Origin of the sequence: Rhizobium sophoriradicis, from assembly GCF_025200795.1 — a bacterium.
Taxonomy (GTDB): domain Bacteria; phylum Pseudomonadota; class Alphaproteobacteria; order Rhizobiales; family Rhizobiaceae; genus Rhizobium; species Rhizobium sophoriradicis.
In genome coordinates, this window is the sequence record NZ_CP104152.1 from 3,976,748 (window position 1) to 4,003,437 (window position 26,690).

General features: G+C 61.9%; 15 protein-coding genes and 2 pseudogenes. 11 read left to right on the plus strand and 6 right to left on the minus strand.

Annotated features, from left to right (window positions below):
- The first annotated feature begins 138 nt into the window (after positions 1-138).
- From N2597_RS19525 to N2597_RS19540, 4 genes are all read left to right on the plus strand, one after another.
- The gene (locus N2597_RS19525; protein ID WP_009993386.1) at positions 139-324 is read left to right on the plus strand and encodes a hypothetical protein; all 186 of its coding nucleotides are present in this window, start codon (positions 139-141) and stop codon (positions 322-324) included.
- A 124-nt stretch (positions 325-448) separates the two neighbouring features.
- Positions 449-613 carry a hypothetical protein gene (locus N2597_RS19530; RefSeq protein WP_009993387.1) on the plus strand — a complete coding sequence of 55 codons (165 nt, stop codon included), beginning with the start codon at positions 449-451 and terminating at the stop codon, positions 611-613.
- Positions 614-1,105: 492 nt separating this feature from the next.
- Positions 1,106-9,625 carry a glycoside hydrolase family 94 protein gene (locus N2597_RS19535; protein ID WP_183597821.1) on the plus strand — a complete coding sequence of 2,840 codons (8,520 nt, stop codon included), beginning with the start codon at positions 1,106-1,108 and terminating at the stop codon, positions 9,623-9,625.
- A gap of 101 nt (positions 9,626-9,726) precedes the next feature.
- The gene (locus N2597_RS19540; protein ID WP_096762079.1) at positions 9,727-10,965 is read left to right on the plus strand and encodes an OpgC family protein; all 1,239 of its coding nucleotides are present in this window, start codon (positions 9,727-9,729) and stop codon (positions 10,963-10,965) included.
- A gap of 57 nt (positions 10,966-11,022) precedes the next feature.
- Here the strand turns inward: N2597_RS19540 and N2597_RS19545 are convergent, their stop codons facing one another.
- Both N2597_RS19545 and N2597_RS19550 read right to left on the minus strand, forming a co-directional pair.
- A complete protein-coding gene (locus N2597_RS19545) occupies positions 11,023-11,376 on the minus strand; it encodes a VOC family protein (RefSeq protein ID WP_096769745.1) in 354 nt (117 codons plus the stop codon).
- Positions 11,377-11,475: 99 nt separating this feature from the next.
- Positions 11,476-13,128: pseudogene (locus tag N2597_RS19550) on the minus strand (glucan ABC transporter ATP-binding protein/ permease); the annotation flags it as partial.
- 383 nt (positions 13,129-13,511) lie between these two features.
- Between N2597_RS19550 and N2597_RS19555 the strand changes: the two are divergent.
- From N2597_RS19555 to N2597_RS19565, 3 genes are all read left to right on the plus strand, one after another.
- On the plus strand, positions 13,512-14,267 hold the full coding sequence (locus N2597_RS19555) for a helix-turn-helix transcriptional regulator (protein ID WP_077992294.1): 756 nt from the start codon (positions 13,512-13,514) through the stop codon (positions 14,265-14,267).
- A 174-nt stretch (positions 14,268-14,441) separates the two neighbouring features.
- The gene (gene pyc / locus N2597_RS19560) at positions 14,442-17,906 is read left to right on the plus strand and encodes a pyruvate carboxylase (RefSeq protein WP_183597823.1); all 3,465 of its coding nucleotides are present in this window, start codon (positions 14,442-14,444) and stop codon (positions 17,904-17,906) included.
- 185 nt (positions 17,907-18,091) lie between these two features.
- On the plus strand, positions 18,092-18,664 hold the full coding sequence (locus N2597_RS19565) for an NADPH-dependent FMN reductase (RefSeq protein WP_038691928.1): 573 nt from the start codon (positions 18,092-18,094) through the stop codon (positions 18,662-18,664).
- 40 nt (positions 18,665-18,704) lie between these two features.
- On the opposite strand, the gene N2597_RS19570 is transcribed toward N2597_RS19565, so the two are convergent.
- From N2597_RS19570 to N2597_RS19580, 3 genes and pseudogenes are all read right to left on the minus strand, one after another.
- Positions 18,705-19,466, minus strand: a complete 762-nt coding sequence (locus tag N2597_RS19570) for an amino acid ABC transporter ATP-binding protein (RefSeq protein WP_096762083.1) — start codon at positions 19,464-19,466, stop codon at positions 18,705-18,707.
- On the minus strand, positions 19,463-20,143 hold the full coding sequence (locus tag N2597_RS19575) for an amino acid ABC transporter permease (RefSeq protein ID WP_183597825.1): 681 nt from the start codon (positions 20,141-20,143) through the stop codon (positions 19,463-19,465). The genes N2597_RS19570 and N2597_RS19575 overlap by 4 nt, the downstream gene beginning before the upstream one ends.
- Before the next feature lie 225 nt (positions 20,144-20,368).
- Positions 20,369-20,940 (minus strand): annotated as a pseudogene (locus N2597_RS19580) (transporter substrate-binding domain-containing protein).
- A 280-nt stretch (positions 20,941-21,220) separates the two neighbouring features.
- Here N2597_RS19580 and N2597_RS19585 point away from each other — a divergent pair.
- The 4 genes from N2597_RS19585 to hisC all read left to right on the plus strand — a co-directional run bounded on the left by N2597_RS19585 (position 21,221) and on the right by hisC (position 25,679).
- Positions 21,221-21,997: a DeoR/GlpR family DNA-binding transcription regulator gene (locus tag N2597_RS19585; RefSeq protein WP_077992301.1), complete on the plus strand. Its 777-nt coding sequence runs from the start codon at positions 21,221-21,223 to the stop codon at positions 21,995-21,997.
- A 63-nt stretch (positions 21,998-22,060) separates the two neighbouring features.
- Complete coding sequence (locus N2597_RS19590; protein WP_106796983.1) at positions 22,061-23,254, plus strand: MFS transporter; 1,194 nt, start codon at positions 22,061-22,063, stop codon at positions 23,252-23,254.
- Positions 23,255-23,350: 96 nt separating this feature from the next.
- Positions 23,351-24,601: a flavodoxin-dependent (E)-4-hydroxy-3-methylbut-2-enyl-diphosphate synthase gene (ispG, locus tag N2597_RS19595; protein ID WP_077992307.1), complete on the plus strand. Its 1,251-nt coding sequence runs from the start codon at positions 23,351-23,353 to the stop codon at positions 24,599-24,601.
- A 16-nt stretch (positions 24,602-24,617) separates the two neighbouring features.
- Complete coding sequence (gene hisC, locus N2597_RS19600) at positions 24,618-25,679, plus strand: histidinol-phosphate transaminase (protein ID WP_183597827.1); 1,062 nt, start codon at positions 24,618-24,620, stop codon at positions 25,677-25,679.
- An 8-nt stretch (positions 25,680-25,687) separates the two neighbouring features.
- Here hisC and N2597_RS19605 read toward each other — a convergent pair whose 3' ends face one another.
- Positions 25,688-26,602 (minus strand): polyprenyl synthetase family protein, encoded by a 915-nt coding sequence (locus N2597_RS19605; RefSeq protein WP_183597829.1) that lies wholly within the window; start codon positions 26,600-26,602, stop codon positions 25,688-25,690.
- Positions 26,603-26,690 lie beyond the last annotated feature (88 nt).

Here is a 26,690-nt window from a genome sequence, read left to right on the forward strand (position 1 = left end):
AAAGTAACGGCGGGCGGCGGCGTTATGGATAATGATTCCCTAAAAGACGACTAATCAACTAGACTATTGACAGCTGCCCCGCTTCTGTCATGATCCTGTTAACGACTGTTAGCTTTCGTGATCGATGGAGGTCAAGGCATGTTCTTTCTCGGCGGGATGACCATGGGCTACCTCGATCCTCCGGCTAGAGCCAACCGCAAAGAACAGATCACGGTGTCCATGCCTGCGGAAAAGGACCGGCGCCTGATCGAGACCTCCAACCCGCCTCAGGACGAGAACGCCATCGAGCGCTCGTTGATCTGGGCGTGGCGCACGCTCTGCTAAGAGCTGGTCGAATTTTCTCTTCCGCTCCCTCTGGACGGAAATTTATCTCTACCTACCTGATAGAGAATAAGAAATATAACAGCGAGCCGCACAACCGGCCGCACGTGAACAACGGAGGCGACATATGGCAGAACTGGGTATTTCGCATACTCACGTGAACCACTATGGTTCCGTACCGACCAAGAAGCCGCACGCCGCGCGTCACAGGCTTCAGACGGTGCTCCATGGGACAATTTTCACTGCGGCATTTCTGTTTGTGGTGGCGATGGTCTTCGGCGTCGTCGGTTAATTGGCGGATAACAAGCCTCGGCAGCGGCCGGGGCTTTGGCGGGTGCCGCAATTAGTGAATCCGGGCATCTTATCTGTCCCGGTATTCCGCCCTTGATCATTCTCTATCTTTTCCAATTGCAGATGCGCCGCATCCACCCAGATGCGGCGCATTTTTGATCTCGTTCTGTCGACGGCCGATTTTATGATTGCCATGCGACCTCTTTCGCCCCGCACCGGCAAGCGAGCGCTGCTCCGCTGGTCTGCACCCCTTGACTTGAATTGTTGCGATGGTGTCCAACTTTTCGACATGGTTTTGCGCAGAGGGTAACGATCGCCCTTTGGGGGCGATCCTGCTACAAAGCCTCGTCCGTTTGCATCGTCTGCCGACGTCATTCCCCCAGCTTCATCGATCTTCGACGAATCGGGGCCCGTTCATGTAGCAGTCATGATAAGCAGTGCAAAAGGCTGAGCAAAACCAGCCATAACTTTGTTTGGATCCAGAACCGAACCCATGTCTATTGCCATTCTTTCTCCGAGCCTTCCCCGCGAACCCGAGATGAAGCAGATCGATCACAATGATTCGATCCGCTCGACCTATCTTTCCATCGAGGACATTAAGGCGATGGGCGATGCCGTCGCCCGCAACGGCGTCGATAAGCTGCCGGCTTTCGCCCCTTTCGATTTCTTCGCGCGCCACAAGGAAAATCAGAAGGAAATCCTGCGCGTCTATCGCACGACGGCGACGGATGTGGAGGCCGGCGAGACGATCACGCCTGCGGCGGAATGGCTGCTGGACAATCACTACATCGTCGAGGAGGCGATCCAGGAGGTGCGGCGTGACTTCCCCCGCCGCTTCTACCGCGAATTGCCGACCATGCCTGTCGGCGGTGTCGAGATTCCCCGCACTCTGGTGCTTGCCTGGCTCTACGTCGCCCATACCCACAGCACGATCTCGCAGGAAAGCCTGACGGCGCTGGTCGACGGCTTCCAGGCCAACGAGACGCTGAGGATCGGCGAACTCTGGGCGCTGCCCTCGCTGGTGCGCTACGTGCTCGTCGAAAACCTTCGCCGTATTTCGAGCCGTGTGGAAGCCAGCCGCCGCCTGCGCCGCCGCGCCAACGAGGCCGCCGACGAGCTGGTGCGCCTGACCGATCCGGCCAAGGCAGCCGCCTATCTGAAGACGCTGGAACCGCTTGCCGAGGACAATACCTTCTCGACGCAGTTCCTCTACCGCCTGCGTGACGGCTCGCAGACCTCGAGCCTGGCGATCACTTGGCTCGACGAGCGGCTCGAAGAGCTTGGCCGGAACACCGAAGAGGCGACGACGGCGGAACACAGCCGTCTCTCCTCCGGCAATGTGACGATGGGCAACATCATCCGCAGCCTGCGCGAGATCGACGATACCGAATGGTCGGTTTGGGTCGAGCAGGTCAGCCATGTCGACAAACTGCTATGGGAACATTCGGACTACGGCATTCTCGATTCCGGCTCGCGCAACAAATATCGCAAGCAGATCGAAAAGCTGGCGAAGCGTTCGCCGCTGACTGAAATGGAAATCGCCCAGCTGGCGCTCGATATGACGGATGCCGCCAAGGCCTCCGGCGAACCGCAGCCGCATGAACCGAATGTCGGCGGCTTCCTATCCGGCGCGCAGCGACCGAAGCTCGAGGCACGGGCGAATTATCGCCCGACAGTCACCCAGCATTTCGTGCGCGCCGTGCGCCAGTTCAACTGGCTGGCAATTGCCGTACCGGTCATGCTGCTGACTGTTATCGCCATGGCTGTTGTCGGCAACTTCATGGCTAGTGCCGGCATGGGTGCACTCGAAATCGCCGTGCTGCTGATCATGTTCTCGCTGCCGGCATCGGAGGGGGCGACAGGCCTCTTCAACACGCTTCTTTCTTTCTTTGTGACGCCAGCGCGTCTCGTCGGCTACGAGTTCAAGGAAGGCATTCCGGAGGATGCGCGCACGCTGCTCGTCGTGCCCTGCCTGATCTCGAACCGCGACAGCGTCGACGACCACGTTCGCAATCTCGAGGTCCACTATCTCGCCAATCCGCGCGGCGAGATCTATTTCGCGCTGCTCAGCGACTGGCCGGACAGCGATGTCGAGGAGACGCCCGCCGATCTCGAGGTTCTTGACTATGCCAGGCGCGAGATCGCCAATCTTTCCGCCCGCTATGCCTATGACGGCAAGACGCGTTTCTACCTGTTGCACCGCCGCCGCCTCTACAACGCCTCGGAAGGCGTCTGGATGGGCTGGGAGCGCAAACGCGGCAAGCTGCACGAGCTGAACATGCTGCTGCGCGGCGACCGCGACACGACATATCTGCCGGGCGCCAATGCCGTGCCGGCCAATGTGCAATATGTCATGACGCTCGACGCCGACACGCGCCTGATGCGCGACGCCGTCACCAAGCTCGTCGGCAAACTCTATCATCCGATCAACCGTCCGGTCATCAATCCGAAAACCGGTCGTGTCGAAAGCGGCTACGGCGTGCTGCAGCCGCGTGTCACGCCGTCGTTGACGACGGGCAAGGACGCCTCGGTCTTCCAGCGCGTCTTTTCGATCAACCGCGGCCTCGATCCTTATGTCTTCACGGTTTCCGACGTCTATCAGGATCTCGCCGGCGAGGGCACTTTCACCGGCAAGGGGCTTTATCATGTCGATGCCTTCGAAGCCTCGCTGAAGGGCCGGATCGACGAGAATTCCGTGCTCAGCCACGACCTTCTCGAAGGTTCGATGGCGCGCTGCGCCCTCGTCACCGATCTCGAGCTGGTCGAAGATTTCCCGATCCGCTACGAGGTGGAGACCTCGCGCCAGCATCGCTGGGCGCGCGGCGACTGGCAGCTCCTGCCCTACATGTTCAATCCGAAATACGGCGTCACGGCCCTCGGCCGCTGGAAGATGTTCGACAATCTCCGCCGGTCGCTGACGCCGATCGCCTGGTTCTTCGCTTCCGTGCTCGGCTGGTATTTCATGGGTCCGCTCGGCGCGCTCGTCTGGCAGATTCTGCTGATCTTCTGCCTCTTCGTGGCGCCGACGCTGTCGCTGATCAACGGCATCATCCCGCGCACCAGCGACATCGTCGCCCGCGCCCATCTCTATACGGTCTGGTCGGATATCACCGCCGCCAATGCGCAGGTCGCATTGCGGATTGTCTTCATCGCCGACTCCGCCTGCATGATGGCGGATGCGATCGGCCGTTCGCTCTACCGCCTGTTCGTCAGCCGCAAGCTGATGCTGCAGTGGCGGACCGCCGCCAGCGTTCAGGCCGGCGAGCAAGGCACCCTCGCCTCTTATTACAAGCAGATGTGGCATGCGCCGGTGCTGGCGCTGCTGGCGCTTGGTTTCGCCGCTCTTCCCGGCGACAACGCTTTCCTCGTCGGCATTCCCTTCGCGCTGCTGTGGATTCTCTCGCCTGTCGTCGCCTGGTATGTCAGCCAGTCGGCGGAAACCGAGGACCGGCTCGAAGTCGCCGATTCCGTGTCGAGCGAGTTGCGCAAGATCGCCCGGCGCACTTGGCGCTATTTCGAGACCTTCACCACGGCCGAGCAGAATTATCTGCCGCCGGATAATATCCAGGAAACGCCGCATGTCATCGTCGCGGCCCGCACCTCGCCGACCAATATCGGCGTCTATCTGCTTTCCGTCGTCTCCGGCCGGCAATTCGGCTGGTTCTCCTTCGAGGAGACGCTCGAGCGGCTGGAGCAGACGATTGCCACAATCGATAAAATGGAGAAATTCCGCGGCCATCTGTTCAACTGGTATCACAGCGATACGCTGCAGACGCTTGGGCCGCGTTATGTCTCAGCCGTCGACAGCGGCAATCTCGCCGGCCACCTGATCGCCGTTTCTTCGGCCTGCCGCAACTGGGCCGAGGCGCCCTCTGCCCACATGCAGGGCAATCTCGACGGTGTCGGCGATACGGCAGGCATTTTGGGCGAAGTGCTGGCGGACCTGCCTGATGACCGCAAGACCGTGCGGCCGCTACGCCGGCGCCTGGAAGAGCGCATTGTCGGCTTCCAGAACGCGCTTGCCGCCGTCAAGCGCGAGCACGAATTCGCCTCGATCCGCATCATCAACCTCGCCGTTCTCGCCCGCGACATCGAAAAGCTCGCCGCCAATCTCGACCACGAGGTCAAGTCGAAGCAGAGCGAAGAAGTCACCCAATGGGCGGCGTCGCTGGTGAAGGTCTGCGAGGCGCATATATCAGACAGCACCTTCGATCTTTCCAAGGTCGATGCGCTCCGGCCGCGTCTGGTCGCGTTGCGCGACAAGGCCCGCGATCTCGCCTTCTCGATGGATTTCGGCTTCCTGTTCCGACCGGAACGTCGCCTGCTTTCGATCGGCTACCGCGTCGAAAGCGGCGAGCTCGACCAGGCCTGCTACGATCTGCTGGCTTCCGAATGCCGCCTGACCAGCCTGTTCGGCATCGCCAAGGGCGATCTGCCGACCGAACATTGGTACCGCCTCGGCCGTCAGGTCGTGCCGGTGGGATCGCGCGGCGCGCTGGTCTCCTGGTCCGGCTCGATGTTCGAATATCTGATGCCGCCGCTCGTCATGCAGGAGCGCGGCGGCGGTATTCTCAACCAGACCAACAATCTTGTTGTCGTCGAGCAGATGAATTACGCCCGCAAGCTCGGTATTCCGTGGGGTATTTCGGAAGCGGCCTTCAATGCCCGCGACCATAACCTCAACTATCAGTACACGAATTTCGGGGTGCCGACGCTCGGTCTCAAGCGCGGCCTCGGCCACAATGCCGTCATCGCGCCCTATGCTTCGCTGCTGGCCAGCCAGTACGACCCGCCGGGCGCACTTGAAAACCTGCAGCGGCTGCGCAAGGTCGGCGCGCTCGGCAAGTTCGGCTTCCACGACGCCGTCGACTTCACGCCGACGCGCGTGCCGGAAGGCAAGAAATGCGCGGTGGTCTACAATTATTATGCCCACCATCACGGCATGTCGATCGCCGCCGTCGCCAACGTCGCCTTCAACGGCCATCTGCGCGAGCTCTTCCATTCCGACCCGGTTATCGAGGCGGCGGAGCTTCTGCTGCAGGAAAAGGCGCCGCGCGACATTCCGGTCATGAGCGGCAAGCATGAATCCGACACGCCGGCGAGCATCCAGGACGATCTGCTGCGGCCGGAGATCCGGAAGATCAGCGATCCGGCTTCGCGCGACCGTGAACTCGTGTTCCTGTCGAACGGCCACTACTCGCTGATGCTGACGGCGACGGGCGCCGGTTATTCCCGCTGGAACGGCCTTTCCGTTTCCCGCTGGAAGGCCGATCCGACCGAAGACCGCTGGGGCACCTTCATCTTCCTGCGCGATACCGCCACCAACGAATGGTGGTCGGCGACGGCAGAGCCGAAGGGCGTCGAGGGTGAAAAGATCAAGGTCGAGTTCGCTGACGAAAAGGCGCAATTCATCAAGACGGTCGGTGATCTGACGAGCGAGGTGGAGTGCATCATCGCAACGGAGCATGATGCAGAGGCCCGCCGCGTCACCCTGCTCAACATGGGCACGGAAGACCGTTTCATCGAAGTCACTTCCTATCTCGAACCTGTCATCACCTCGGATGATACCGACAATGCGCATCCGGCATTCGCCCGCATGTTCGTCAAGACCGAAATCGGCAAGCGCGGCGACGTCATTCGCGCCGAACGCAACAAACGCGATCCGAATGAGCCGAACATCAGCATCGCGCATCTGATCGTCGACAATGCCGGCGACACCCGTCACACCGAATTCGAGACCGACCGGCGCAAGTTCATCGGCCGTGGCCGCAGCCTCGCCGATGCGGCGGCCTTCGATCCGGGTGCCACACTTTCCGGCAGCGACGGCTTCATGCTCGATCCCGTCATGTCGCTGCGCCGCACCGTGCGTGTGCCGGCCGGCAAAAAGGTCAGCGTGTTCTTCTGGACGATCGCCGCTCCAAACCGCGACGAGGTCGACAAGGCGGTCAACCGCTATCGTCACCCCGACGCCTTCAACCACGAACTCGTCCAGGCCTGGACGCGCACGCAGGTGCAGATGCGCCATGTCGGCGTCACCTCGCAGCAGGCGGCAGCCTTCCAGCATCTCGGGCGCTACCTCGTCTATCCCGACATGCAGTTGCGCAAGGATGAAGCGACGGTCGAGGCCGGCCTGCAGTCGCAATCGGCACTGTGGCCTTTGGCGATCTCCGGCGATTTTCCGATTTTCACGTTGCGCGTCAACGACGACATGGATCTCGATATCGCCCGCGAGGCGCTGCTGGCGCAGGAATATCTGCGCTCGCGCGGCGTCACCGCCGATCTCATCATCATGAACGAACGCGCCTCTTCCTACGCGCAGGACATGCAGCACGCGCTCGACGCCATGTGCGAGAACGTGCGCCGCATGGGCCAGGCCGACGGGTTACGTCAGCATATCTTCGCGGTTCGAAAGGACCTGATGGAGGAGAGCACCTATCATGCGGTGATCGCGGCTTCCCGCGTCACCCTGCATGCGAAGAACGGCAAGGTGGTCGACCAGATCAACCGCGCCGTCGCCCTCTTTGCACCCTCGAAAGATGAACTGCAGGAAATGGAGCGCGCCGAGCGCAACAAGGTTCCGGTCAAGCGCATCGCTCCGGTGCCGCCGCCTGTCGTGCCGGCCGTCGTCATCGAGGAGGGAGGCGATCTCGACTTCTGGAACGGCATCGGCGGCTTTGCCCGAGACGGCCGCGAATATGTCGTTCGCCTGCCCGGGGGCCATGCGACGCCCCAGCCCTGGATCAACGTCATTTCCAACGACAGGTTCGGCTTTCACGTGTCGGCCGAAGGCGCTGGCTTCACCTGGAGCGTCAATTCGCGCGATTACCAGCTGACCTCCTGGTCGAACGATGCGGTGGTCAACCGTTCGGGTGAGGCCTTCTATCTCGCCGATCTCGACAGCGGTGCGGTCATGACGCCGTTCGCAGCGCTGTCGCGCCGGCCGGACGTTCGTTTTGAGGCCCGCCACGGGCTCGGCTATTCGGTCTTCTCGAGCATCCAGCACGATATCGCACTGGAGCTGACGCAGACGGTCGCCCGCGACAAGCCGGTGAAGCTGCAGCGCCTGCGCCTGCGCAACACCGGCTCGACCGGCCGCAGGCTGCGGCTCTACGGTTACGTTGAATGGGTCCTCGGCAGCAATCCGGGACGCACCGCACCCTTCATCTTGTCGAGCCAAGATGAGGAGACGGGCGCGCTGTTTGCCACCAATCCCTACAGCATCGATTTTTCCAACCGAACCGCCTTCTTCGCGGCGAGCGAGACTCCTTCGAGCGTCTGCGCAAGCCGGCGCGAGTTCATCGGCAAGGCGGGAACGATCCAGGCGCCGCAGGCCGTTACGTCAGCGGCTGCTCTTTCGGGTGCGACCGAACTCGACGGCGATCCGGCCGCGGCTCTGGCGATCGACATCGAGCTTAACGCCGGCGAGGAGCGCGACTTCACCTTCTTCCTCGGCGATACGCCGACGGAAGAAGAAGCGCGCGCCGTCATCGCCGATATCCGCAAGGCTTCGTTCGATGATGCCGTCGAGGCAAACCGCAGCTTCTGGCGGGATTTCACCGGCAGGCTGCAGATCTCGACGCCGGATCGCGGGATGAACAATCTCGTCAACACCTGGCTGCCCTATCAGAGCCTCGGCTGCCGGATCATGGCCCGCACCGCCTTCTACCAGGCAAGCGGCGCCTTCGGCTTCCGCGATCAGCTGCAGGACACGCTGGCCTTCCTGCTGCACGAACCCTCGATCGCCCGCCGGCAGATCCTGAACGCCGCCTCGCGCCAATTCCGCGAGGGCGATGTCCAGCATTGGTGGTTGCCGGGAACGGGTGCCGGCGTCCGCACGATGATCTCGGACGACGTCGTCTGGCTGAGCTATGCGATCCACCACTATTGCAGCGTCACCGGCGACAAGAGCGTGCTCGACGAGGAAATCGCCTTCCTGGAAGGTCCGGCGCTTCTCGAGGGACAGCATGACTCCTTCTACAAGCCGGAGATTTCCGAGGATAAGGCGAGCGTCTACGAACATGCGGCGCTGGCACTCGATCTCGCCATCGCCCGCAAGGGGGCTAACGGCCTGCCGCTGTTCCTCGGCGGCGACTGGAACGACGGCATGAACCGCGTCGGCATCGCCGGCCGCGGCACCAGCGTCTGGCTCGGCTGGTTCCTGGCGGGTGCATTGCGCAACTTCATTCCCTATGCCGAAGAGCGCGGCGACACTGCGCGCGCAAAGCGCTGGTCTGCACATCTAAAGGACTTGAAGAAAGCGCTCGAAACCGCGGGATGGGACGGCGGCTACTATCGCCGCGGCACGTTCGACGATGGGGCGCTGCTCGGTTCCAAGGAAAGCCCGGAATGCCGGATCGATTCGATCGCGCAGTCCTGGAGCGTTCTATCAGGCGAGGGCGACCCGGCCCGCGCCGTCAAGGCCATGGACGCCGTGCTCGATCAACTGGTCGACGAGGAAGCCCGCATCATCCGGCTGTTTACGCCGCCTTTCATCAATTCCGCCAGGGATCCCGGTTATATCAAGGCTTATCCGCCGGGCGTGCGCGAAAACGGCGGTCAATATACCCATGCCGCGACCTGGGTGGTGATGGCGCTGGCGGAGCTCAAGCGGGGCGATGATGCGTTGCGCTGCTTCCAGATCCTCAACCCGATCACCCATGCGCTCGACAAGGCCTCGGCCGAGCAATACCGCGTAGAACCCTATGTCGTCGCCGCCGACGTCTATGGACATGAGCCCTATGCGGCGCGCGGCGGCTGGACCTGGTATACCGGCTCGGCCGGCTGGCTCTACCGCGCTGCCGTCGAGGGCATTCTCGGTATCCGGTTGAAAGACGGCCGGCTTTATGTGCGTCCGTCGCTCCCGTCGGAATGGGACGGTTTTGCGGCAGAGGTGGAGCGGGGCGACGGCAAATACCGCATTTCGGTCTCAAAAGCGTCCAATGCCAGCGGCTACACTCTGTCGATCAACGGCAGCGAAATCGCCGATCCCGAAGAGGGATATCCGCTCGGATAAAAGCGTTTCTCCACGCAGACATCACGGCGATTCGCGAACGGCCAAAAGGGAACCCTTTTGGCCGTCGTCGCGTTTGCAAATCGGATAACAGGAGACACCCCATGGCAAGCACGCTGACCGAAGCCATCGGCGCCGAGCGCAGTTCCCTATCGCCAGCTGCGCCAGGGCGCGATACACGGCTTGACGTGCTGCGTGGCCTCGCCCTGATCATGATCTTCATCAATCATGTTCCCGGGCAGTTCTTCGAATATGCGACGACGAAGAATTTCGGCTTCTCCGATGCCGCCGAGGCCTTCGTGCTGATATCCGGCATTGCCGTCGGCCTTGCTTACGGGAGCCGCTTTCAGCCGGGCAACCGGCTCAGCATGGCGATCAAGGCGGCAAAGCGGGCCTTCACGCTCTACCTCGCCCATATGATCACGACATTCATGACGCTGGCGCTGTTCATCTGCGGCGCCTGGCTGTTCCACCGGCCCGGACTTCTTGTCGAAATCAATATTCTGGCGGTGCTGATGAACCTCAAGGACGGTATCCCGGCGCTGCTCCTGCTCGGCCACCAGATCGGCTACAACAATATCCTGCCCATGTACGGGGCGTTGCTGCTGATGGTGCCGATCCTCCTTCTCCTGAACGAGCGAAGCCCGCTGCTGGCGCTTGCCGTCTCGGGCACGGTCTGGCTGCTCGCCGGCATTTATCAGGTGGCGCCGCACAACATGCTGATCGAAGGCTATTGGTTCCTCAATCCGCTCTCTTGGCAATTCCTATTTTCGATCGGCATCGTCTCGATCCTGCATATCAAGCGCGGCGGCCGGATCCCGCGGCATCCGCTATTGCTAGGCGTCGCCGCCGCTTACGTCATGCTGTCCTTCGTCTGGGTGACAGGTCATCTCTGGATTTTCGGCAACTCGCTGGCAGCGCTTGGCCTGCCGCCTGTTATCACCGGTTTCGACAAGACCTTCTTGTCGCTGCCGCGGCTGCTGCATGTGCTGGCGCTGACCTATCTGATTATCAGCATCCCCGCATTCTCCCGCATCCTGCGGCGTCCCGCGGACCACCCGCTGACGATCCTCGGCCGGCATTCGCTCAACATTTTTGTCGCCGGCACGATCCTCGCCATGGTCGGCCAGGTGGTGCTCTACATCACCAACAAGGATCCGCTGGTCGGCCCGATCTTCGTCATCGCCGGTATTGCGACGCAATTCAGCTATGCCTACTATCTCGAGCACAAGCGTCAGCAGGGCAAGGTCAAGAGCAAGCTCGTCAGCGAGGTTGCCGCCGTCCCGGTGCCCGTGCGGATCGGCGGGGCGGCAAACACCTATCGCCGGACCAATCGGAAATAGTAGCTGGCTTTGCCTGGAGAACGGATAGAAGTGAGCCGGCGGGCCATGCCCGCCGGCTCAGTTTTTGTGAACGAGGATGTTCACCAGCCTGCCCAGGGGATCGCGGACATAAAAGCGCCTGACGCCCCAGGGCTCGTCCACCGGGCCGTATTCGATCGGAAAACCGGCGGCCGACATCGCCGCGAAAGCAGCATCGAGATCGTCGACTTCGATCGAGAGATCCGGCACCGGCGTGCCGGAGCCACCTTCGCTGGCGATGCTCACCTGAACGTTCATAGGCCTGGCGGCGCCGAAGGTGGTGATCCAGCCGTGATCCATGATCACGTCGAGGCCGAGGATATCCTGATAGAACCGCCGGGCCGGCGTGATGTCGGGTGCCGCAATATTGGCAACGATGCGCAGGACCTTCATGGGCTTTCCCCCCGATGCTTGGACAAGGCGGAAGGTAGGAAGATCGCCAGGGTGGTCAATCGCGGGAATGGCGACGTGGCGGCGTATGGCACCCCCTCTGCCCTGCTCGGCGACGCGGCCATTGTCCAGGAAGAGCACCATGTCGGCTTCGCGGACCGTCGACAGACGGTGGGCGATGATGAAGGTGGTGCGATTCTCACGCAGATTGTCGATCGCTGCCTTGACGCGGGCTTCAGTCTCGACGTCGAGCGCCGAGGTGGCCTCGTCGAGCACCAGGATCGGCGCGTCCTTGAGGATGGCGCGGGCGATCGCGATGCGCTGGCGCTCGCCGCCGGAGAGCTTGTTGCCGCGTTCGCCGACATGCGTATCGTAACGATCCTCGCGGGTTTCGATGAAGTCGGCGGCGGCGGCGGCTTCGGCCGCCCGGCGCATTTCCTCTTCGCTGGCACCCTCGCGGCCGAGGCGGATATTGTCGCTGATCGAGCGGTTCAGCAGGCCCGCATCCTGGAAGACGGTGGCGATATGGCGACGCAACGACTTGCGGGTCACCTTGGTGATATCGGTGCCGTCGACGAGGATGTGGCCGCCCTGCGGATCGTAGACGCGCTGCAGCAGGTTGACGAGCGTCGTCTTGCCGGCGCCGGTCGGGCCGACGATGGCAACCGTCTGGCCGGCCTTCACCGAGAAGGAGACATTGTGCAGACCCTGCGAGCTGTTGCCGAAGCCGAAGGAGACGTCGCGGAATTCGACTGCACCCTTGACGTTCTTGATCTCACCGCTGCCGGCCGGCTCTTCGCGTTCACGCACCGAATCCTCGAGCGTGTAGAAGTCCTGCAGCTTGGAACGGGCCTCGAAGATCTGCGTGGCGAATTGACGCATCAGATCGAGGCGGGCAATCAGCAGGTTGGCAAAGCCGATGAAGGCAATGACGTCACCGACGCGCAGCTCACCGGACTGGACGAGCATCGTGCCGATGATCAGGACGACCATCATCGCGATGGTTGAGGCCATGCGGTTCAGCGCGCTGGCGATCGCCCACCAGTCGAGCACCGGATACTGCGCTTCGAGCAGCCGGTTAGCGAAGGATTTCAGCGCCTTGGTCTCAGCTTCGATGCGGTTGTAGCTATGCAGCACGGACACGTTGCTGATCGAGTCGCTGACATGCGAGAAGACGGTATGGTAGTGGTTCTCGACCGAAGCCTGGCCGTCCTTGGTGCGACTCATGACGACGCGGCCGATCAGCCAGTAGGCGATGGCGAGCACCATGAGCACGGCGGAAAGGCGCAGGTCCATCGACATTGCGGTCGGTATCAGCAGAGCAAGCGCGATGACCGTCGACAGATGGTTGCGCATGAATTCCAGCCAGAGGCCGAACAGCGTCTCGCAGGCGCGCAGCAGCGTATGCAGCGCGTTGGAGGTGCCGCGCTGGTGGTGCCAGGCGAGCGGCATGGAAATGATCCGGCCGAAAGCCTCCGTCAGCAACGTAGCCCGCCGCCCGTGGGCAAGCCGGTCGGCCTCGCGCGATACCAGGACGAAGGCAACGGTGTTGAACACGGCGAAGCCCGCCCACATGAACAGGATGGGCTTGACTTCACCCTTGCCCGAGATCGCATCGATGATGCGACCGAACAGGATCGGTTCCGCAATGGTAATGGTCGCCAGAACAATATTGGCGATAACGACCAGGGATACGCGGAGCTTGTAGGCGCCAAGATAGCGCAGAGCTCTTGCATAGACCTTGAATAGCGACACGTCTAACCTCTTGTGCATCTGCGAAAACGGGAATGATGCGATGCTACAAAAGGCTACCTGAACCGGCGATTAACGGATCATTCAGAGCTCACCCCGCGGAAAGATCAAGCTGAACGCTCTATCGCCTGCTGCGACGAAATCGGAGCTGCATCAATAGCATAGAGCAGTGGATCGCGTGAAGATTGCTCACATTTTTCGGCATCAGGGTCTGGCAACCGAATTTCTGCGGGATTATATGCCAGACAATTTGCGCTTGCATTTTAATAAATGTTTAGCACAGCATTGAAATTAAAGACTGCATTTTTGAAAGACCGTTTCGCGATGAAATTGAAATGCCGCCAACGGCCTGGATGCGGACTTAAGGTCCGGACAAGGGGCGCTTTGTGAATATCAATTCCTTGATTCAAGTGCTTGTAATTCTGGAAGAGTGCCCAAATCCGGACGCCGTGGTCAACGAGCTCGAGCAGGTCCTCCATGGTTCCGGCTTCGAGTATTACGGTCTGCTACGCCATTTGCAGCAGACACCGGCGCAGCAGAATTCGGAATTGCGGGCCGCACCGCTGGCCGGCCGCTGGCCGGAACGATGGCTGCAGATATATGCCGCAAAAAAATATATCCGGATCGATCCGATGGTGCGCTATCTCGCCCATGCGCAACGGCCTTTCCGCTGGCGGGAGAGTATGGCGGCGTTCAACGGCAGCACGCATCGGCGCCGCATGGAGCAGATGATGGTCGATGCCTTCGGCCACGGATTGGAGGATGGCTATCTCTTTCCGATCCACGGGCGCAACGGCATTCTGGGCAGCCTCAGTCTCGGCGGCAAACCGATCGAATTGTCGCCGGTGGAGATCGCCTTGCTCGAGGCCGTCGCGCGCAAGACCTTCTGGCGGTTGCTCGAGCTGACAGGCGAGGCTGAGGCGTTGGAGACGGTGCTGCCCGCCGAGACGCCGCTGACGCGGCGCGAGATGGAAATCCTGCATTATCTCGCCGAAGGCATGACGTCGATGGAGATCAGCAAGATGCTGAAGATCTCGAACCACACCGTCGACTGGTATATGAACGGCCTGCAGAACAAGCTGAAAGCAAAGAACAGGCAGCAGGCGGTGGCGCTCGCTTTCCGCCATGGCCTGATAAGCTGAGCATTTCCTTATCCATTTCGCCAAAATCGCTGCATACTGCCAGTCGACATGTCTTCGCATGGCGAGAAAGTGCGTTTCGCAGTCGCAAGAGAAATTGAACTTCCTGTGACAAGAAGTTAAGAATTTTCTTCGCGGGTGCAGCATGCTCGCGTCTAAACGTCGGAGGAGACCGTTTTGCCCATTTCCAAGATACTCGTTGCCAATCGCTCTGAAATAGCCATTCGCGTGTTCCGCGCGGCCAACGAGCTTGGAATAAAAACGGTGGCGATCTGGGCGGAAGAGGACAAGCTGGCGCTGCACCGCTTCAAGGCAGACGAAAGCTATCAGGTCGGCCGCGGCCCGCATCTTGCTCGCGACCTCGGACCGATCGAGAGCTATCTGTCGATCGATGAGGTGATCCGCGTCGCCAAGCTTTCCGGCGCCGACGCCATTCACCCCGGCTACGGCCTCTTGTCGGAAAGCCCGGAATTCGTCGATGCCTGCAACAAGGCCGGCATCATCTTCATCGGCCCGAAGGCCGATACGATGCGCCAGCTCGGCAACAAGGTGGCGGCGCGCAATCTGGCGATCTCGGTCGGCGTGCCCGTCGTGCCGGCAACCGAACCGTTGCCGGACGATATGGCCGAAGTGGCGAAGATGGCCGAAGAGATCGGTTATCCCGTCATGCTGAAGGCTTCCTGGGGCGGTGGCGGCCGCGGCATGCGCGCAATCCGCGATCCGAAGGATCTCGCCCGCGAGGTGACCGAGGCCAAGCGCGAGGCGATGGCGGCCTTCGGCAAGGACGAAGTCTATCTGGAAAAGCTGGTCGAGCGTGCCCGCCATGTCGAAAGCCAGGTCCTCGGCGACACACACGGCAATGTCGTGCATCTCTTCGAGCGTGACTGCTCGATCCAGCGCCGCAACCAGAAGGTCGTCGAGCGTGCGCCGGCGCCCTATCTTTCCGAGGCGCAGCGCCAGGAGCTCGCCACCTATTCGCTGAAGATCGCAGCGGCGACCAACTATATCGGCGCCGGCACCGTCGAATACCTGATGGATGCCGATACCGGAAAATTCTACTTCATCGAGGTCAATCCGCGGATCCAGGTCGAGCATACGGTGACCGAAGTGGTCACCGGCATCGATATCGTCAAGGCGCAGATCCATATCCTCGACGGGGCTGCGATCGGCACGCCGGAATCGGGCGTTCCCGCTCAGGCTGACATCCGTCTCAATGGCCATGCGCTGCAGTGCCGCATCACCACGGAAGATCCGGAGCACAACTTCATTCCGGATTACGGCCGCATCACCGCTTATCGCTCGGCTTCCGGCTTCGGCATCCGTCTCGACGGCGGCACCTCCTATTCCGGGGCGATCATCACCCGCTATTATGATCCGCTGCTCGTCAAGGTGACGGCCTGGGCGCCGAACCCGTCCGAAGCGATTTCCCGCATGGACCGTGCGCTGCGCGAATTCCGCATCCGCGGCGTCGCCACCAACCTGACCTTCCTCGAAGCGATCATCGGCCACCCGAAATTCCGCGACAACAGCTACACCACCCGCTTCATCGACACGACGCCGGAGCTGTTCCAGCAGGTCAAGCGCCAGGACCGCGCGACGAAGCTCTTGACCTATCTCGCCGACGTCACCGTCAACGGCCATCCCGAGGCCAAGGACCGGCCGAAGCCGATTGCCAACGCCGCCAAGCCGGTGGTGCCCTATGCCAACGGCAATGGCGTCAAGGACGGCACCAAGCAGCTGCTCGACAGGCTCGGCCCGAAGAAATTCGGCGAATGGATGCGCAATGAGAAGCGCGTGCTTTTGACCGATACGACAATGCGCGACGGCCATCAGTCGCTGCTTGCCACCCGCATGCGCACCTATGACATCGCCAGGATCGCCGGCACCTATGCGCATGCGCTGCCGAACCTTCTGTCGCTCGAATGCTGGGGCGGCGCCACCTTCGACGTCTCCATGCGCTTCCTGACCGAAGATCCGTGGGAGCGGCTGGCGCTGATCCGCGAGGGCGCGCCGAACCTGCTCCTGCAGATGCTGCTGCGCGGTGCCAACGGCGTCGGCTACACCAACTATCCCGACAATGTCGTCAAATACTTCGTCCGCCAGGCTGCGAGAGGCGGCATCGATCTCTTCCGTGTCTTCGACTGCCTGAACTGGGTCGAGAACATGCGGGTATCGATGGATGCGATCGCCGAGGAGAACAAACTCTGCGAGGCGGCGATCTGCTATACCGGCGATATCCTCAATTCCGCCCGCCCGAAATACGACCTGAAATACTATACCGAGCTTGCGGTCGAGCTCGAAAAGGCCGGCGCCCATATCATCGCGGTCAAGGATATGGCGGGTCTGTTGAAGCCGGCGGCAGCGAAGGTGCTGTTCAAGGCGCTGCGCGAGGCGACCGGCCTGCCGATCCACTTCCACACCCATGACACCTCGGGCATTGCGGCCGCCACCGTTCTTGCCGCCGTCGATGCCGGTGTCGATGCCGTCGATGCGGCGATGGATGCGCTTTCCGGCAATACTTCGCAGCCCTGTCTCGGCTCGATCGTCGAGGCGCTCTCCGGTTCCGAGCGTGATCCCGGCCTCGATCCGGAATGGATCCGCCGCATCTCCTTCTATTGGGAAGCGGTGCGCAATCAGTATGCGGCCTTCGAAAGCGACCTCAAGGGGCCGGCCTCGGAAGTCTATCTGCACGAAATGCCGGGCGGCCAGTTCACCAACCTCAAAGAACAGGCCCGTTCGCTGGGACTGGAAACCCGCTGGCACCAGGTGGCGCAGGCCTATGCCGACGCGAACCAGATGTTCGGTGATATCGTCAAGGTGACGCCCTCTTCCAAGGTGGTCGGCGACATGGCGCTGATGATGGTCAGCCAGGACCTGACGGTCGCCGACGTCGTCAGCCCAGAGCGCGAAGTCTCCTTCCCGGAATCGGTGGTCTCGATGCTGAAGGGCGATCTCGGCCAGCCGCCGTCGGGATGGCCGGCAGCGCTGCAGAAGAAGGCACTGAAGGGCGAAAAGCCCTATACGGTGCGTCCCGGCTCGCTGCTGAAGGAAGCCGATCTCGATGCCGAGCGCAAGGTCATCGAGACGAAGCTGGAACGCGAGGTCAGCGACTTCGAGTTCGCCTCATACCTGATGTATCCGAAGGTCTTCACCGACTTTGCGCTCGCCTCCGATACCTATGGGCCGGTCTCGGTGCTGCCGACGCCGGCTTATTTCTACGGGCTAGCCGATGGCGACGAGCTGTTTGCCGATATCGAAAAGGGCAAGACCCTCGTCATCGTCAATCAGGCGATGAGCGCCACCGACAGCCAGGGCATGGTCACCGTCTTCTTCGAGCTCAACGGCCAGCCGCGGCGCATCAAGGTGCCGGACCGGGCGCATGGGGCGACGGGGGCTGCCGTGCGCCGCAAGGCCGAGCCCGGCAATGGTGCCCATGTCGGCGCGCCGATGCCCGGCGTCATCAGCCGCGTCTTCGCCTCATCAGGCCAGGCCGTCAGCGCCGGTGACGTGCTCGTCTCCATCGAGGCGATGAAGATGGAAACCGCGATCCATGCGGAAAAGGACGGAACGATTGCGGAAATCCTCGTCAAGGCCGGCGACCAGATCGATGCCAAGGACCTGCTTGTCGTCTATGCCGGTTGAGCCTTGCCGAGAGGCTTGTTCAGCTGCCGGAGGCTTCGGCCAATCACCCGATTGTGTGTGATCAGGCTGTCGGAAAGCTGATTTTTCGAAGCGTTTACGGCCTCCTCGCCTTGCCCGGTGAGGAGGCTTTCTCATAGACTTCAGGTCGTATTATCCGCCCCAAGACCAACCAGGAAATCCTCTCCATGAACAAGTTGAAGATTGCCGTCATCGTCGGCAGCACGCGTATTGGCCGTTTTGCAGAACATCCGGCCAAGTGGATCGCCGGGCTCGTCGGCCAGCGCTCCGATCTCGAAGTCGAGGTTCTCGATCTTCTCGACTATCCCATGCATTTCTTCGGCGAAGAGCGCGCAACGACGGCGGAAAGCGAAGCCGCCGAACGTTGGAAGAAGAAGCTGCGCGAATTCGACGGCTTCATTTTCACCGTCGCCGAGTACAATCATGCGCCGACGGGGGTTCTGAAAAACGCGATCGATCTCGGCGAGTTCATCCAGAAGCCGGTCGGCTTCGTGGGCTATGGCGGCGTTGGCGGTGCGCGCGCCGTCGAGCAGCTTCGCCTGATCTTCGTCGAAATGAGCGCGGCTTCGGTCAAGACCGGCGTTCACATTGCCTTCAGCGAATATCTTGCCGTTCTCAAGGAGGGCAAGCAGCTTGGGGACTACGCCCATCTCAACGAAGCCGCCAAGAACATGCTCGACCAGCTGACCTGGTGGGGCAACGCCTTGAAGGCCGCACGCGCCGTCGTCACGGCGGCTTGATCGAAATGCCGGCGGTGCCGGGCGACAGCCCGGCACCGTTTTAAATATCGTAGGTATGCGCCGCGTTGATCGTCGAGATGAAGCGCTTGGTGCGTTCGCGCTCAGGCGCGGTGAAGATCGCTCTGGCGCTGCCCGTTTCCACCACGCTGCCGGCTTCCAGGAAGACGACGTCATTGGCGATCTTGGAGGCGAGGCGCAGATCATGGGTCGCCATCACCATGGTCGTGCCTTCCCGGGCCAGCTGGCCCAGCACATCGACCACTTCCGCCGAGAGTTCCGGATCGAGCGCCGAGGTCGGCTCGTCACACAGAAGCACGCGCGGCGACGGCGCCAGCGCCCGGGCGATCGCCACGCGCTGTTGCTGGCCGCCCGATAATGTCGAGGGCCAGGCATCGGCCTTGTGTGCCATGCCCACCTTGGTCAGGAGTTCCGTGGCGCGTTCGCGGGCTTTTTCCTTCGGCCATTTCAGCACCGTGACCAGACCTTCCATGACATTTTCGATCGCGGTTTGATGCGGGAAGAGCTGGAAGTTCTGGAAGACCATGCCGGTCTGGCGGCGGATTTTCTGAATCGCCTGCCAGCCGACGCGTTTGCCGGGCGCGAAGGAAAGCTCTGCCTCGCCGAGACGGATTGCACCTGATGTCGGGATTTCGAGCAGGTTGATACAGCGCAGCAGCGTGCTTTTGCCGCCGCCTGAGGGCCCGACCAGCGCGGTGACGCTGCCTTCGGGAATGCGAATGCTGATGTCCTTCAGGATGATGGCGTCGCCGAAGCGCTTTTCGATGTTGGAAAGCTCGATCATGCATTTGCCTCCAGCATGCCGCCGTAACGCGCGAAGCGGCGTTCCAGCCGCACCTGCAGCTGCGAGAGGATGGAGCTCAGGACAAGATAGATCAGCGCCGCCTCGATATAGAGGATCAGTGGCTCATAGGTGGTGGCGACGATGCGCTGCGCGGCCTGGAAGAGCTCCGGCACGGTGATGGCGGCGGCAAGCGACGTGTCCTTCACCAGCGAGATGAAAGTGTTCGACAACGGCGGTACGGCGACGCGGCCGGCCTGCGGCAGGATGGTGCGGCTCATCGCCTGACGCCAGCTCATGCCGATCGAATAGGCCGCTTCCCACTGACCCTTGGGCACGGAGGAGATGACGGCGCGGATGATCTCGGAGCTGTAAGCGCCGATATTCAGGGTGAAGCCGATGAGGGCGGCGGGAAAGGCGTCGAGCAGGATGCCGATGCTCGGCAGGCCGTAGAAGATGACGAAGAGTTGCACGAGCAGCGGTGTGCCACGGATGACCCAGACATAGAAACGGGCGACGATCGCGACCGGTGCGGGACCGAAGAGGCGGGCGATCGCGGTGATCAGGCCGAGGATCAGGCCGAAGAAGAAGGAGAGCAGGGTCAGGGGAATGGTGAAGATCAATCCCGCCCAGAGGAGCGAGGGAAGCGATTCAGCCATCAGTTGGAGCCAGTGCGGCAAGGGATGTTCCCTCTCGTGGATTAGGGTGACATCTCGAATACCCCTCCCCAACCCCTCCCCACAAGGGGGAGGGACTTATCCAGCTCTCGCCCCGCACGAAATAGCAGCTGAACTGCGGGCCGAAACGGTTGTTTTGAGATGAGGCGGTCCCCGCGGAGCCCCTCCCCCTTGTGGGGAGGGGTTGGGGAGGGTGGGGAGGGGTTGGGGAGGGGACTTTTCCCGAGCTTACTTCGAAACGTCCTGGCCGAAATATTTGTCGGCGATCTTCTTGTACGTACCGTCCGCCTTGATGTCGGCGAGCGCCTTGTTGATTTCGGCGAGCAGTTCCGGCTCGCCCTTGCGGATGATGATGCCGGAGTAATCGGCATTTTCCTGCTCAGCGGCGATCTTCACCGGCGCGTCCGGCTTGTGCTTCTTGAAGTCGAGGAAGGAGAGGCTGTCGTTGATCGTCGCGCGGAGAAATCATATTTCTGCTTGCGGGCTTCGGTGATGCCGACCTGGTTGATGACGGTGTCGTAGCGCTTGGCGTCGAGGCCGGCGATCAGGCCATCCCACTTGCCTTCGACGAATTCAGCCTTGACGCCGAGCTTTGCGGCGATCGCTTCGCCGATCTCGACGTCGAAGCCGACGAGCTTGCCGCTTTCGTCATGATAGGTGAAGGGCGCATAGGTGCCCTCGGTGCCGATTTTGAAGACGCCCGCCGACTTGATGGCGGCAAGGTTTTCGCCGGCATGGGCGGGCAGGAGGGCAGCAGCCTGAATGAGGGCAGCGGCGGCGACGGTTTTCAACCAGTTCATTGTTTTATCCATCCTTGGGAGGGTTGTTAGCGGATGCGCCATAGTTCGCAGAAAACTAGGGCGTCGGAAGCGAAGGAAACTGCGAATAAAAGCAGCAAGTGCGAATATTTTTCTCAAGCGGCCGCTTGGGCCTCGAATTGCCTGCAGCCAGGCCATTTTGCCTCGTTGGCGGGCTGCTTTATTTCAACAGGTCAGAAAACGTGTGACCGTGCATGTTGCATGCACAGTCATAAACGTTTATGCACGTTTCATATCATTCAACCTTCAATCCGGTAAAAACATGCAGGATTTTCTGTTGCGAGAGCGCCAAGGTGTGATTTCCGAGAGGCTGCGGCTGAACGGCCGCGTGCTGGCGGCGGAACTTGCGATCGAATTCGGCGTCTCCGAAGATACGGTGCGGCGCGACCTTCGCGAGATGGCGGCGGCGGGACTCTGCGAGCGGGTCTATGGCGGCGCCTTGCCGGTCGCGCCGGCATATGGAAGCCTGACCCAGCGCATCGGCCTTGCCGCCGACCGGAAGCAGGCACTGGCGCAGGCCGCGGCAAATCAGATCGCCGCCGGTTTGACGGTGTTCTTCGATGCCGGCAGCACCAATCTGGCGATTGCCAATGCCTTGCCGGCCGAACTCGAACTGACGGCTGCGACCAATGCGCCGGCAATCGCCGCAGTGCTGATCGACAAGCCCGCTGTCAACGTCATCCTGATCGGCGGCATGGTGGACCGGCAGACCGGCGGGGCGCTCGGCGCCAAGGCGCTACGGGATATGGAACAGATATCGCCGGATCTCTGCATTCTCGGCGCCTGCGGCGTCGATCTCGAGGCCGGCATCACAGCGTTCGGCTTCGAGGATGCGGAGTTCAAACGGTTTGCGACGTCGAAAAGCAGAAAAGTTCTGGTGGCCGTGACGTCGGAGAAATTCGGCACCGCTGCGCCCCACGGCATCCTGCCGATGGCGCATTGCGAATGCCTGGTGGTCGAGCACGATGCCGACCCGGCCGTCCTTGCCGGCTATCGCGAGCGCGGCTGCAGGACCGTCATCGCCGAGCAAACGAACTGAACCGCTGTCATAGAGTTTAGAAAAACCGGCTTGTTTAGACCGGCAATGAGGAAAGACCGAGAAATGGACAGTCATGTGAGTGCACCGCGGGGAGCCAGGAGCGGCTTCATCACCAGAAGCAGGGCGGCCGTTTCCCTGCTCTTTCTCATGAACGGCTTCGTCGTCGGCTGCTGGGCGCCGAAAATCCCGGATTTTGCCGAGCGTCTCGGGCTCTCCAAGTTCGAGCTCGGGCTTATGATCATCGTCTTCGGTGTCGGCTCGCTGGTCATGATGCCGATCGCCGGCGCGCAGATCGCCAAACTGGGCTCGCGTGTCGTCGTTCGGGCAACCGCCGTTTGCGTGCTGCCGCTGCTCCTGGCTTTGACGCTCGCCCCGAACGTGATCACCGCGGCCATCTCACTCTTCCTGTTCGGGGGCTTCATCGGCGCCATGGATGTGGCGATGAATGCCAACGCCGTCTCTGTCGAAAAATCCATGCGCCGCGCCATCATGTCCTCCTGCCACGCCTTCTGGAGCCTCGGCGGCCTGATCGGCTCCGGCCTCGGCGGCATCGTGATCGCCAAGCTCGGCATTCTCGGCCATGCCCAACTGGCGACCGTGCTGGCGGCGATTTTCGTTGCCGTCGCCTGGCCGATGATCCTTGCCGATCCGCCCCATCCCGATGCCAAGAAGGAGAAGACGCGGCTGCCGATGGTGCCGCTGCCGTGGCTGCTCGGCTTGATGGCGCTGTTCTCCATGGTGCCGGAAGGCGCGGTTCTGGATTGGGGCGCGCTCTATCTCCGGCAGGAAATGGATGCCTCGGTCGCCCTTTCCGGTCTCGGTTTCGCAGCCTTTTCGGCGACCATGGCGACCATGCGCTTTGCCGGCGATCTGGTGCGCGATCGCCTCGGAGGCGTCAAGACGCTACGCATCTGCACGCTTTTTGCCATCGTCGGCATGTTGCTTGCTGGCCTTGCGCCGGATGCCGAGATCGCCATCCTGGGTTTTGCTCTTTGCGGCATCGGCATTTCCAACATGGTGCCAATCGCATTCTCGGCGGCAGGCAATATTCCCGGCCTTAAACCCGGCATCGGCATCTCCGTCGTCACGACGATGGGTTATTCCGGCATGCTCGTCGCACCGTCGCTGATCGGTTTCGTTGCTGAACATATCGGTTTTGCCGTGGTCTTTATGGCGCTGCCGGTGCTGCTGCTGTTCGTTCTCGCGTTTTCGAAGCTGGCCCATTATGCCGACGGAGTTTCCGGAGGCGGCCATTGAGCCGCCTCCAAACAAAAGTGATATAGGGGGCGGTTGACAAGAAAGCGGTCATGATCCACCTGAAAGGCACCATTTTAAGGGGTGCAAGAGCAATCGATGTTGTCAGCCGCCGATTTTGATCCGAAACCGCGCCGGGCTTCCGTTGCCGTCGATGTCGGCGGCGTCATCGTCGGCGGCGGCGCGCCGATCGTCGTGCAATCGATGACGAATACCGATACGGCCGATATCGATTCGACCGTCGCCCAGGTCGCGGCGCTCCACCGGGCAGGCTCGGAGCTGGTGCGCATCACCGTCGACCGCGACGAGAGTGCGGCTGCCGTGCCGAAGATCCGCGAGCGGCTGCTGCGGCTCGGCATGGACGTGCCGCTGATCGGCGACTTCCATTATATCGGTCACAAGCTGCTCGCCGATCATCCCGCCTGCGCCGAGGCACTGGCGAAATACCGCATCAATCCCGGCAATGTCGGCTTCAAGGACAAGAAGGACAAGCAGTTCGCCGAGATCATCGAGATGGCGATCCGCTACGATAAGCCGGTGCGCATCGGCGTCAACTGGGGCTCGCTCGATCAGGACCTGCTGACGGCGCTGATGGATGCGAATGCTGCAGCCGGTTCGCCGCTTTCGGCCCGGCAGGTGACGCGCGAGGCGATCGTCCAATCGGCGCTGCTTTCCGCAGCGCTTGCCGAGGAAATCGGCCTGCCGCGCAACCGCATCATCCTCTCGGCCAAGGTCAGCCAGGTGCAGGATCTGATCGCCGTCAACTCCATGCTCGCCGAGCGCTCCAACCACGCGCTGCATCTCGGCCTCACCGAGGCCGGCATGGGCAGCAAGGGCATCGTCGCCTCGTCGGCCGCGATGGGCTTCGTGCTGCAGCATGGCATCGGCGATACGATCCGCGTGTCGCTGACGCCGGAGCCGAACGGCGACCGCACGCGCGAAGTCCAGGTGGCGCAGGAAATCCTGCAGGTCATGGGCTTCCGCCAGTTCGTGCCGGTCGTCGCTGCCTGTCCCGGCTGCGGGCGCACGACCTCGACGGTGTTCCAGGAACTGGCCCAGAACATCCAGAACGATATCCGCAAGAACATGCCGGTCTGGCGCGAGAAATATCCAGGCGTCGAGGCGCTGAATGTCGCCGTCATGGGCTGTATCGTCAACGGACCGGGTGAAAGCAAGCACGCCGATATCGGCATTTCGCTTCCCGGCACCGGCGAGACGCCGGCAGCACCTGTTTTCATCGACGGCAAGAAGGCGCTGACGCTGCGCGGCCCCAATATCGCCGCTGATTTCGAAGCACTTGTCGTCGATTATATCGAGAAGCGCTTCGGCCAACGGACGGCGGCGGAATGAAGACCGGCGAGTCTAGATGAGCCGGTACTGGTCGCCCATCGTCAGTAAGCTTCGGCCCTATGTCGCAGGCGAGCAGCCCCGTATTCCCGGCCTGATCAAGCTTAACACCAACGAGAATCCCTACGGTCCGTCTCCCAGAGCGCTCGAGGCGATCGAGCAAGCGACGGACGATCGTCTTCGGCTCTATCCCGATCCCGCAGCCACGGAATTGCGCGAGGCGATCGCCGTTCGTTTCGGTCTGGGAGCAGATGAAGTCTTCGTCGGCAACGGCTCCGACGAGGTGCTCGCTCATACGTTTCAGGCGCTGCTGAAACACGAGCGGCCGCTTCTCTACCCAGATGTCAGCTATGCGTTCTATCCAGCCTATAGCCTGCTATACGACATTGAAACGATCGAAGTGCCTGTCGACGACAGGTTCCGGATACGGCTGGCGGATTACGACAGGCCGTGCGGCGCGATCCTCATCCCCAATCCGAATGCGCCGACTGGCATCGGCCTGCCGCTTGCCGATATAGAGGCGCTTGTCGCCGCCCATCCGGATGCGGTCGTGGCGATCGACGAGGCCTATGTCGATTTCGGCGGAGAGAGCGCCGTCCCGCTCATTTCCAAATACCCCAATCTGCTGGTCATTCAGACTCTGTCGAAATCCCGCTCGCTTGCGGGTCTGCGCGTCGGTTTTGCGTTGGGGCAGCGGGAGCTGATCGAGGCGCTGGTGCGCGTCAAGGACAGCTTCAACTCCTACCCGCTCGATCGCCTGGCACAGGTCGCCGCGACGGCGGCGATCAAGGACGAGGCGTGGTTCGAGACGTGCCGGAAGAAGCTCATCGCCAGCCGGGACGCTCTCGTCCGGGAACTCGAAGCGCTGGATTTCGAGGTGTTGCCGTCTCAGGCGAATTTCGTTTTCGCAAGGCACGAAAGCCGATCGGGCGCCGCGCTTCAAGCCGCGCTGCGGGAGCGCGGTGTGCTCGTCCGGCATTTCGCCAAGCCGCGTATTTCGGAATTCCTGCGCATCAGCATCGGCACAGACGAGGAATGCGCCCGTCTGGTGTCCGCTCTCGAGGAAATATTGGCAGCCTGATCGGTCAGTTAGTTCTTCCGGTCGGCGATGAAATGCGCCGCGGCGATGAGGGTCGATGCGCGGGCGCCGTAGGGAGCCAGCAGCGCCTCGGCGTCGGCGACATGCCGGCGAAGCTCGGTCTCGGCCCATTCCATGCCGTGCAGCGCCACGAGCGTTCCCTTGCCTCGGGCCGCATCCTTGCCGGTCGCCTTGCCCATGGTAGCGGCATCCGAGGTCAGGTCGAGAATGTCGTCGGCGAGCTGGAAGGCAAGGCCGATCTTTTCGCCGAAGGCGCGCAGGCGGCGGCGATCGTCCTGCGGGCTTCCCGCGATGATGGCGCCGGCCTCGCAGGCAAAGCGGATCAGCGCACCCGTTTTCATCGCCTGCAGGCGGATAATGCCGGCTTCGTCTTGAGCCTGTTTTTCCGCCGCCAGATCGAGCGCCTGGCCGCCGGCCATGCCGCCGAGACCGGCGGCGCGCGCAAGTGCCAGCACCAGCGATGCCTTGCTGGCATCGGGAAGCGCCGTTTCCGGTGCTGCGACAATGTCGAAGGCGTAGGTCAGCAGGCTATCGCCGGCGAGGATCGCGGTGGCTTCATCGAACTTGATGTGCACCGTCGGTTTGCCGCGGCGCATGTCGTCGTCGTCCATGGCCGGCAGATCGTCATGCACGAGGGAATAACAGTGCACGCATTCGAGCGCGGCGCCGATACGAAGGGCGGCCTGCGCATCACCGCCGAGAAGAGCGGCACTTTCGACGACCAGGAATGGACGCAGCCGCTTGCCGCCGTTCAGCACCGCATAGTGCATGGCGCTGCGCAGGGTCTCGGGCCTGGCGATTTCATCGGAAAGGGCGTTCGGCAACAGCAATGCGTCGAGCAGCGCCTCGATCTCGCGGGCGTTGTTCTTCAGCCTCGTCTCGAAAGTGTCCCGGTTCGCGTCCATCGGCGCTGTTTGGCATGGGGCAAGGGGGCTTGCAACGGAATTGTCGATGGCTACTGCAAGATTTCCCATGTGCTCTGGCATAAGCGCC

Coding starts and splice junctions, on each gene's coding strand:
- N2597_RS19590 (WP_106796983.1), top strand. CDS start 22,061: ATGGACAGTCATGTGAGTGCACCGCGGGGAGCCAGGAGCGGCTTCATC.
- N2597_RS19565 (WP_038691928.1), top strand. CDS start 18,092: ATGAACAAGTTGAAGATTGCCGTCATCGTCGGCAGCACGCGTATTGGC.
- N2597_RS19585 (WP_077992301.1), top strand. CDS start 21,221: ATGCAGGATTTTCTGTTGCGAGAGCGCCAAGGTGTGATTTCCGAGAGG.
- N2597_RS19525 (WP_009993386.1), top strand. CDS start 139: ATGTTCTTTCTCGGCGGGATGACCATGGGCTACCTCGATCCTCCGGCT.
- N2597_RS19535 (WP_183597821.1), top strand. CDS start 1,106: ATGTCTATTGCCATTCTTTCTCCGAGCCTTCCCCGCGAACCCGAGATG.
- ispG (WP_077992307.1), top strand. CDS start 23,351: ATGTTGTCAGCCGCCGATTTTGATCCGAAACCGCGCCGGGCTTCCGTT.
- N2597_RS19545 (WP_096769745.1), bottom strand. CDS start 11,376: ATGAAGGTCCTGCGCATCGTTGCCAATATTGCGGCACCCGACATCACG.
- N2597_RS19570 (WP_096762083.1), bottom strand. CDS start 19,466: ATGATCGAGCTTTCCAACATCGAAAAGCGCTTCGGCGACGCCATCATC.
- hisC (WP_183597827.1), top strand. CDS start 24,618: ATGAGCCGGTACTGGTCGCCCATCGTCAGTAAGCTTCGGCCCTATGTC.
- N2597_RS19540 (WP_096762079.1), top strand. CDS start 9,727: ATGGCAAGCACGCTGACCGAAGCCATCGGCGCCGAGCGCAGTTCCCTA.
- N2597_RS19530 (WP_009993387.1), top strand. CDS start 449: ATGGCAGAACTGGGTATTTCGCATACTCACGTGAACCACTATGGTTCC.
- N2597_RS19605 (WP_183597829.1), bottom strand. CDS start 26,602: ATGGACGCGAACCGGGACACTTTCGAGACGAGGCTGAAGAACAACGCC.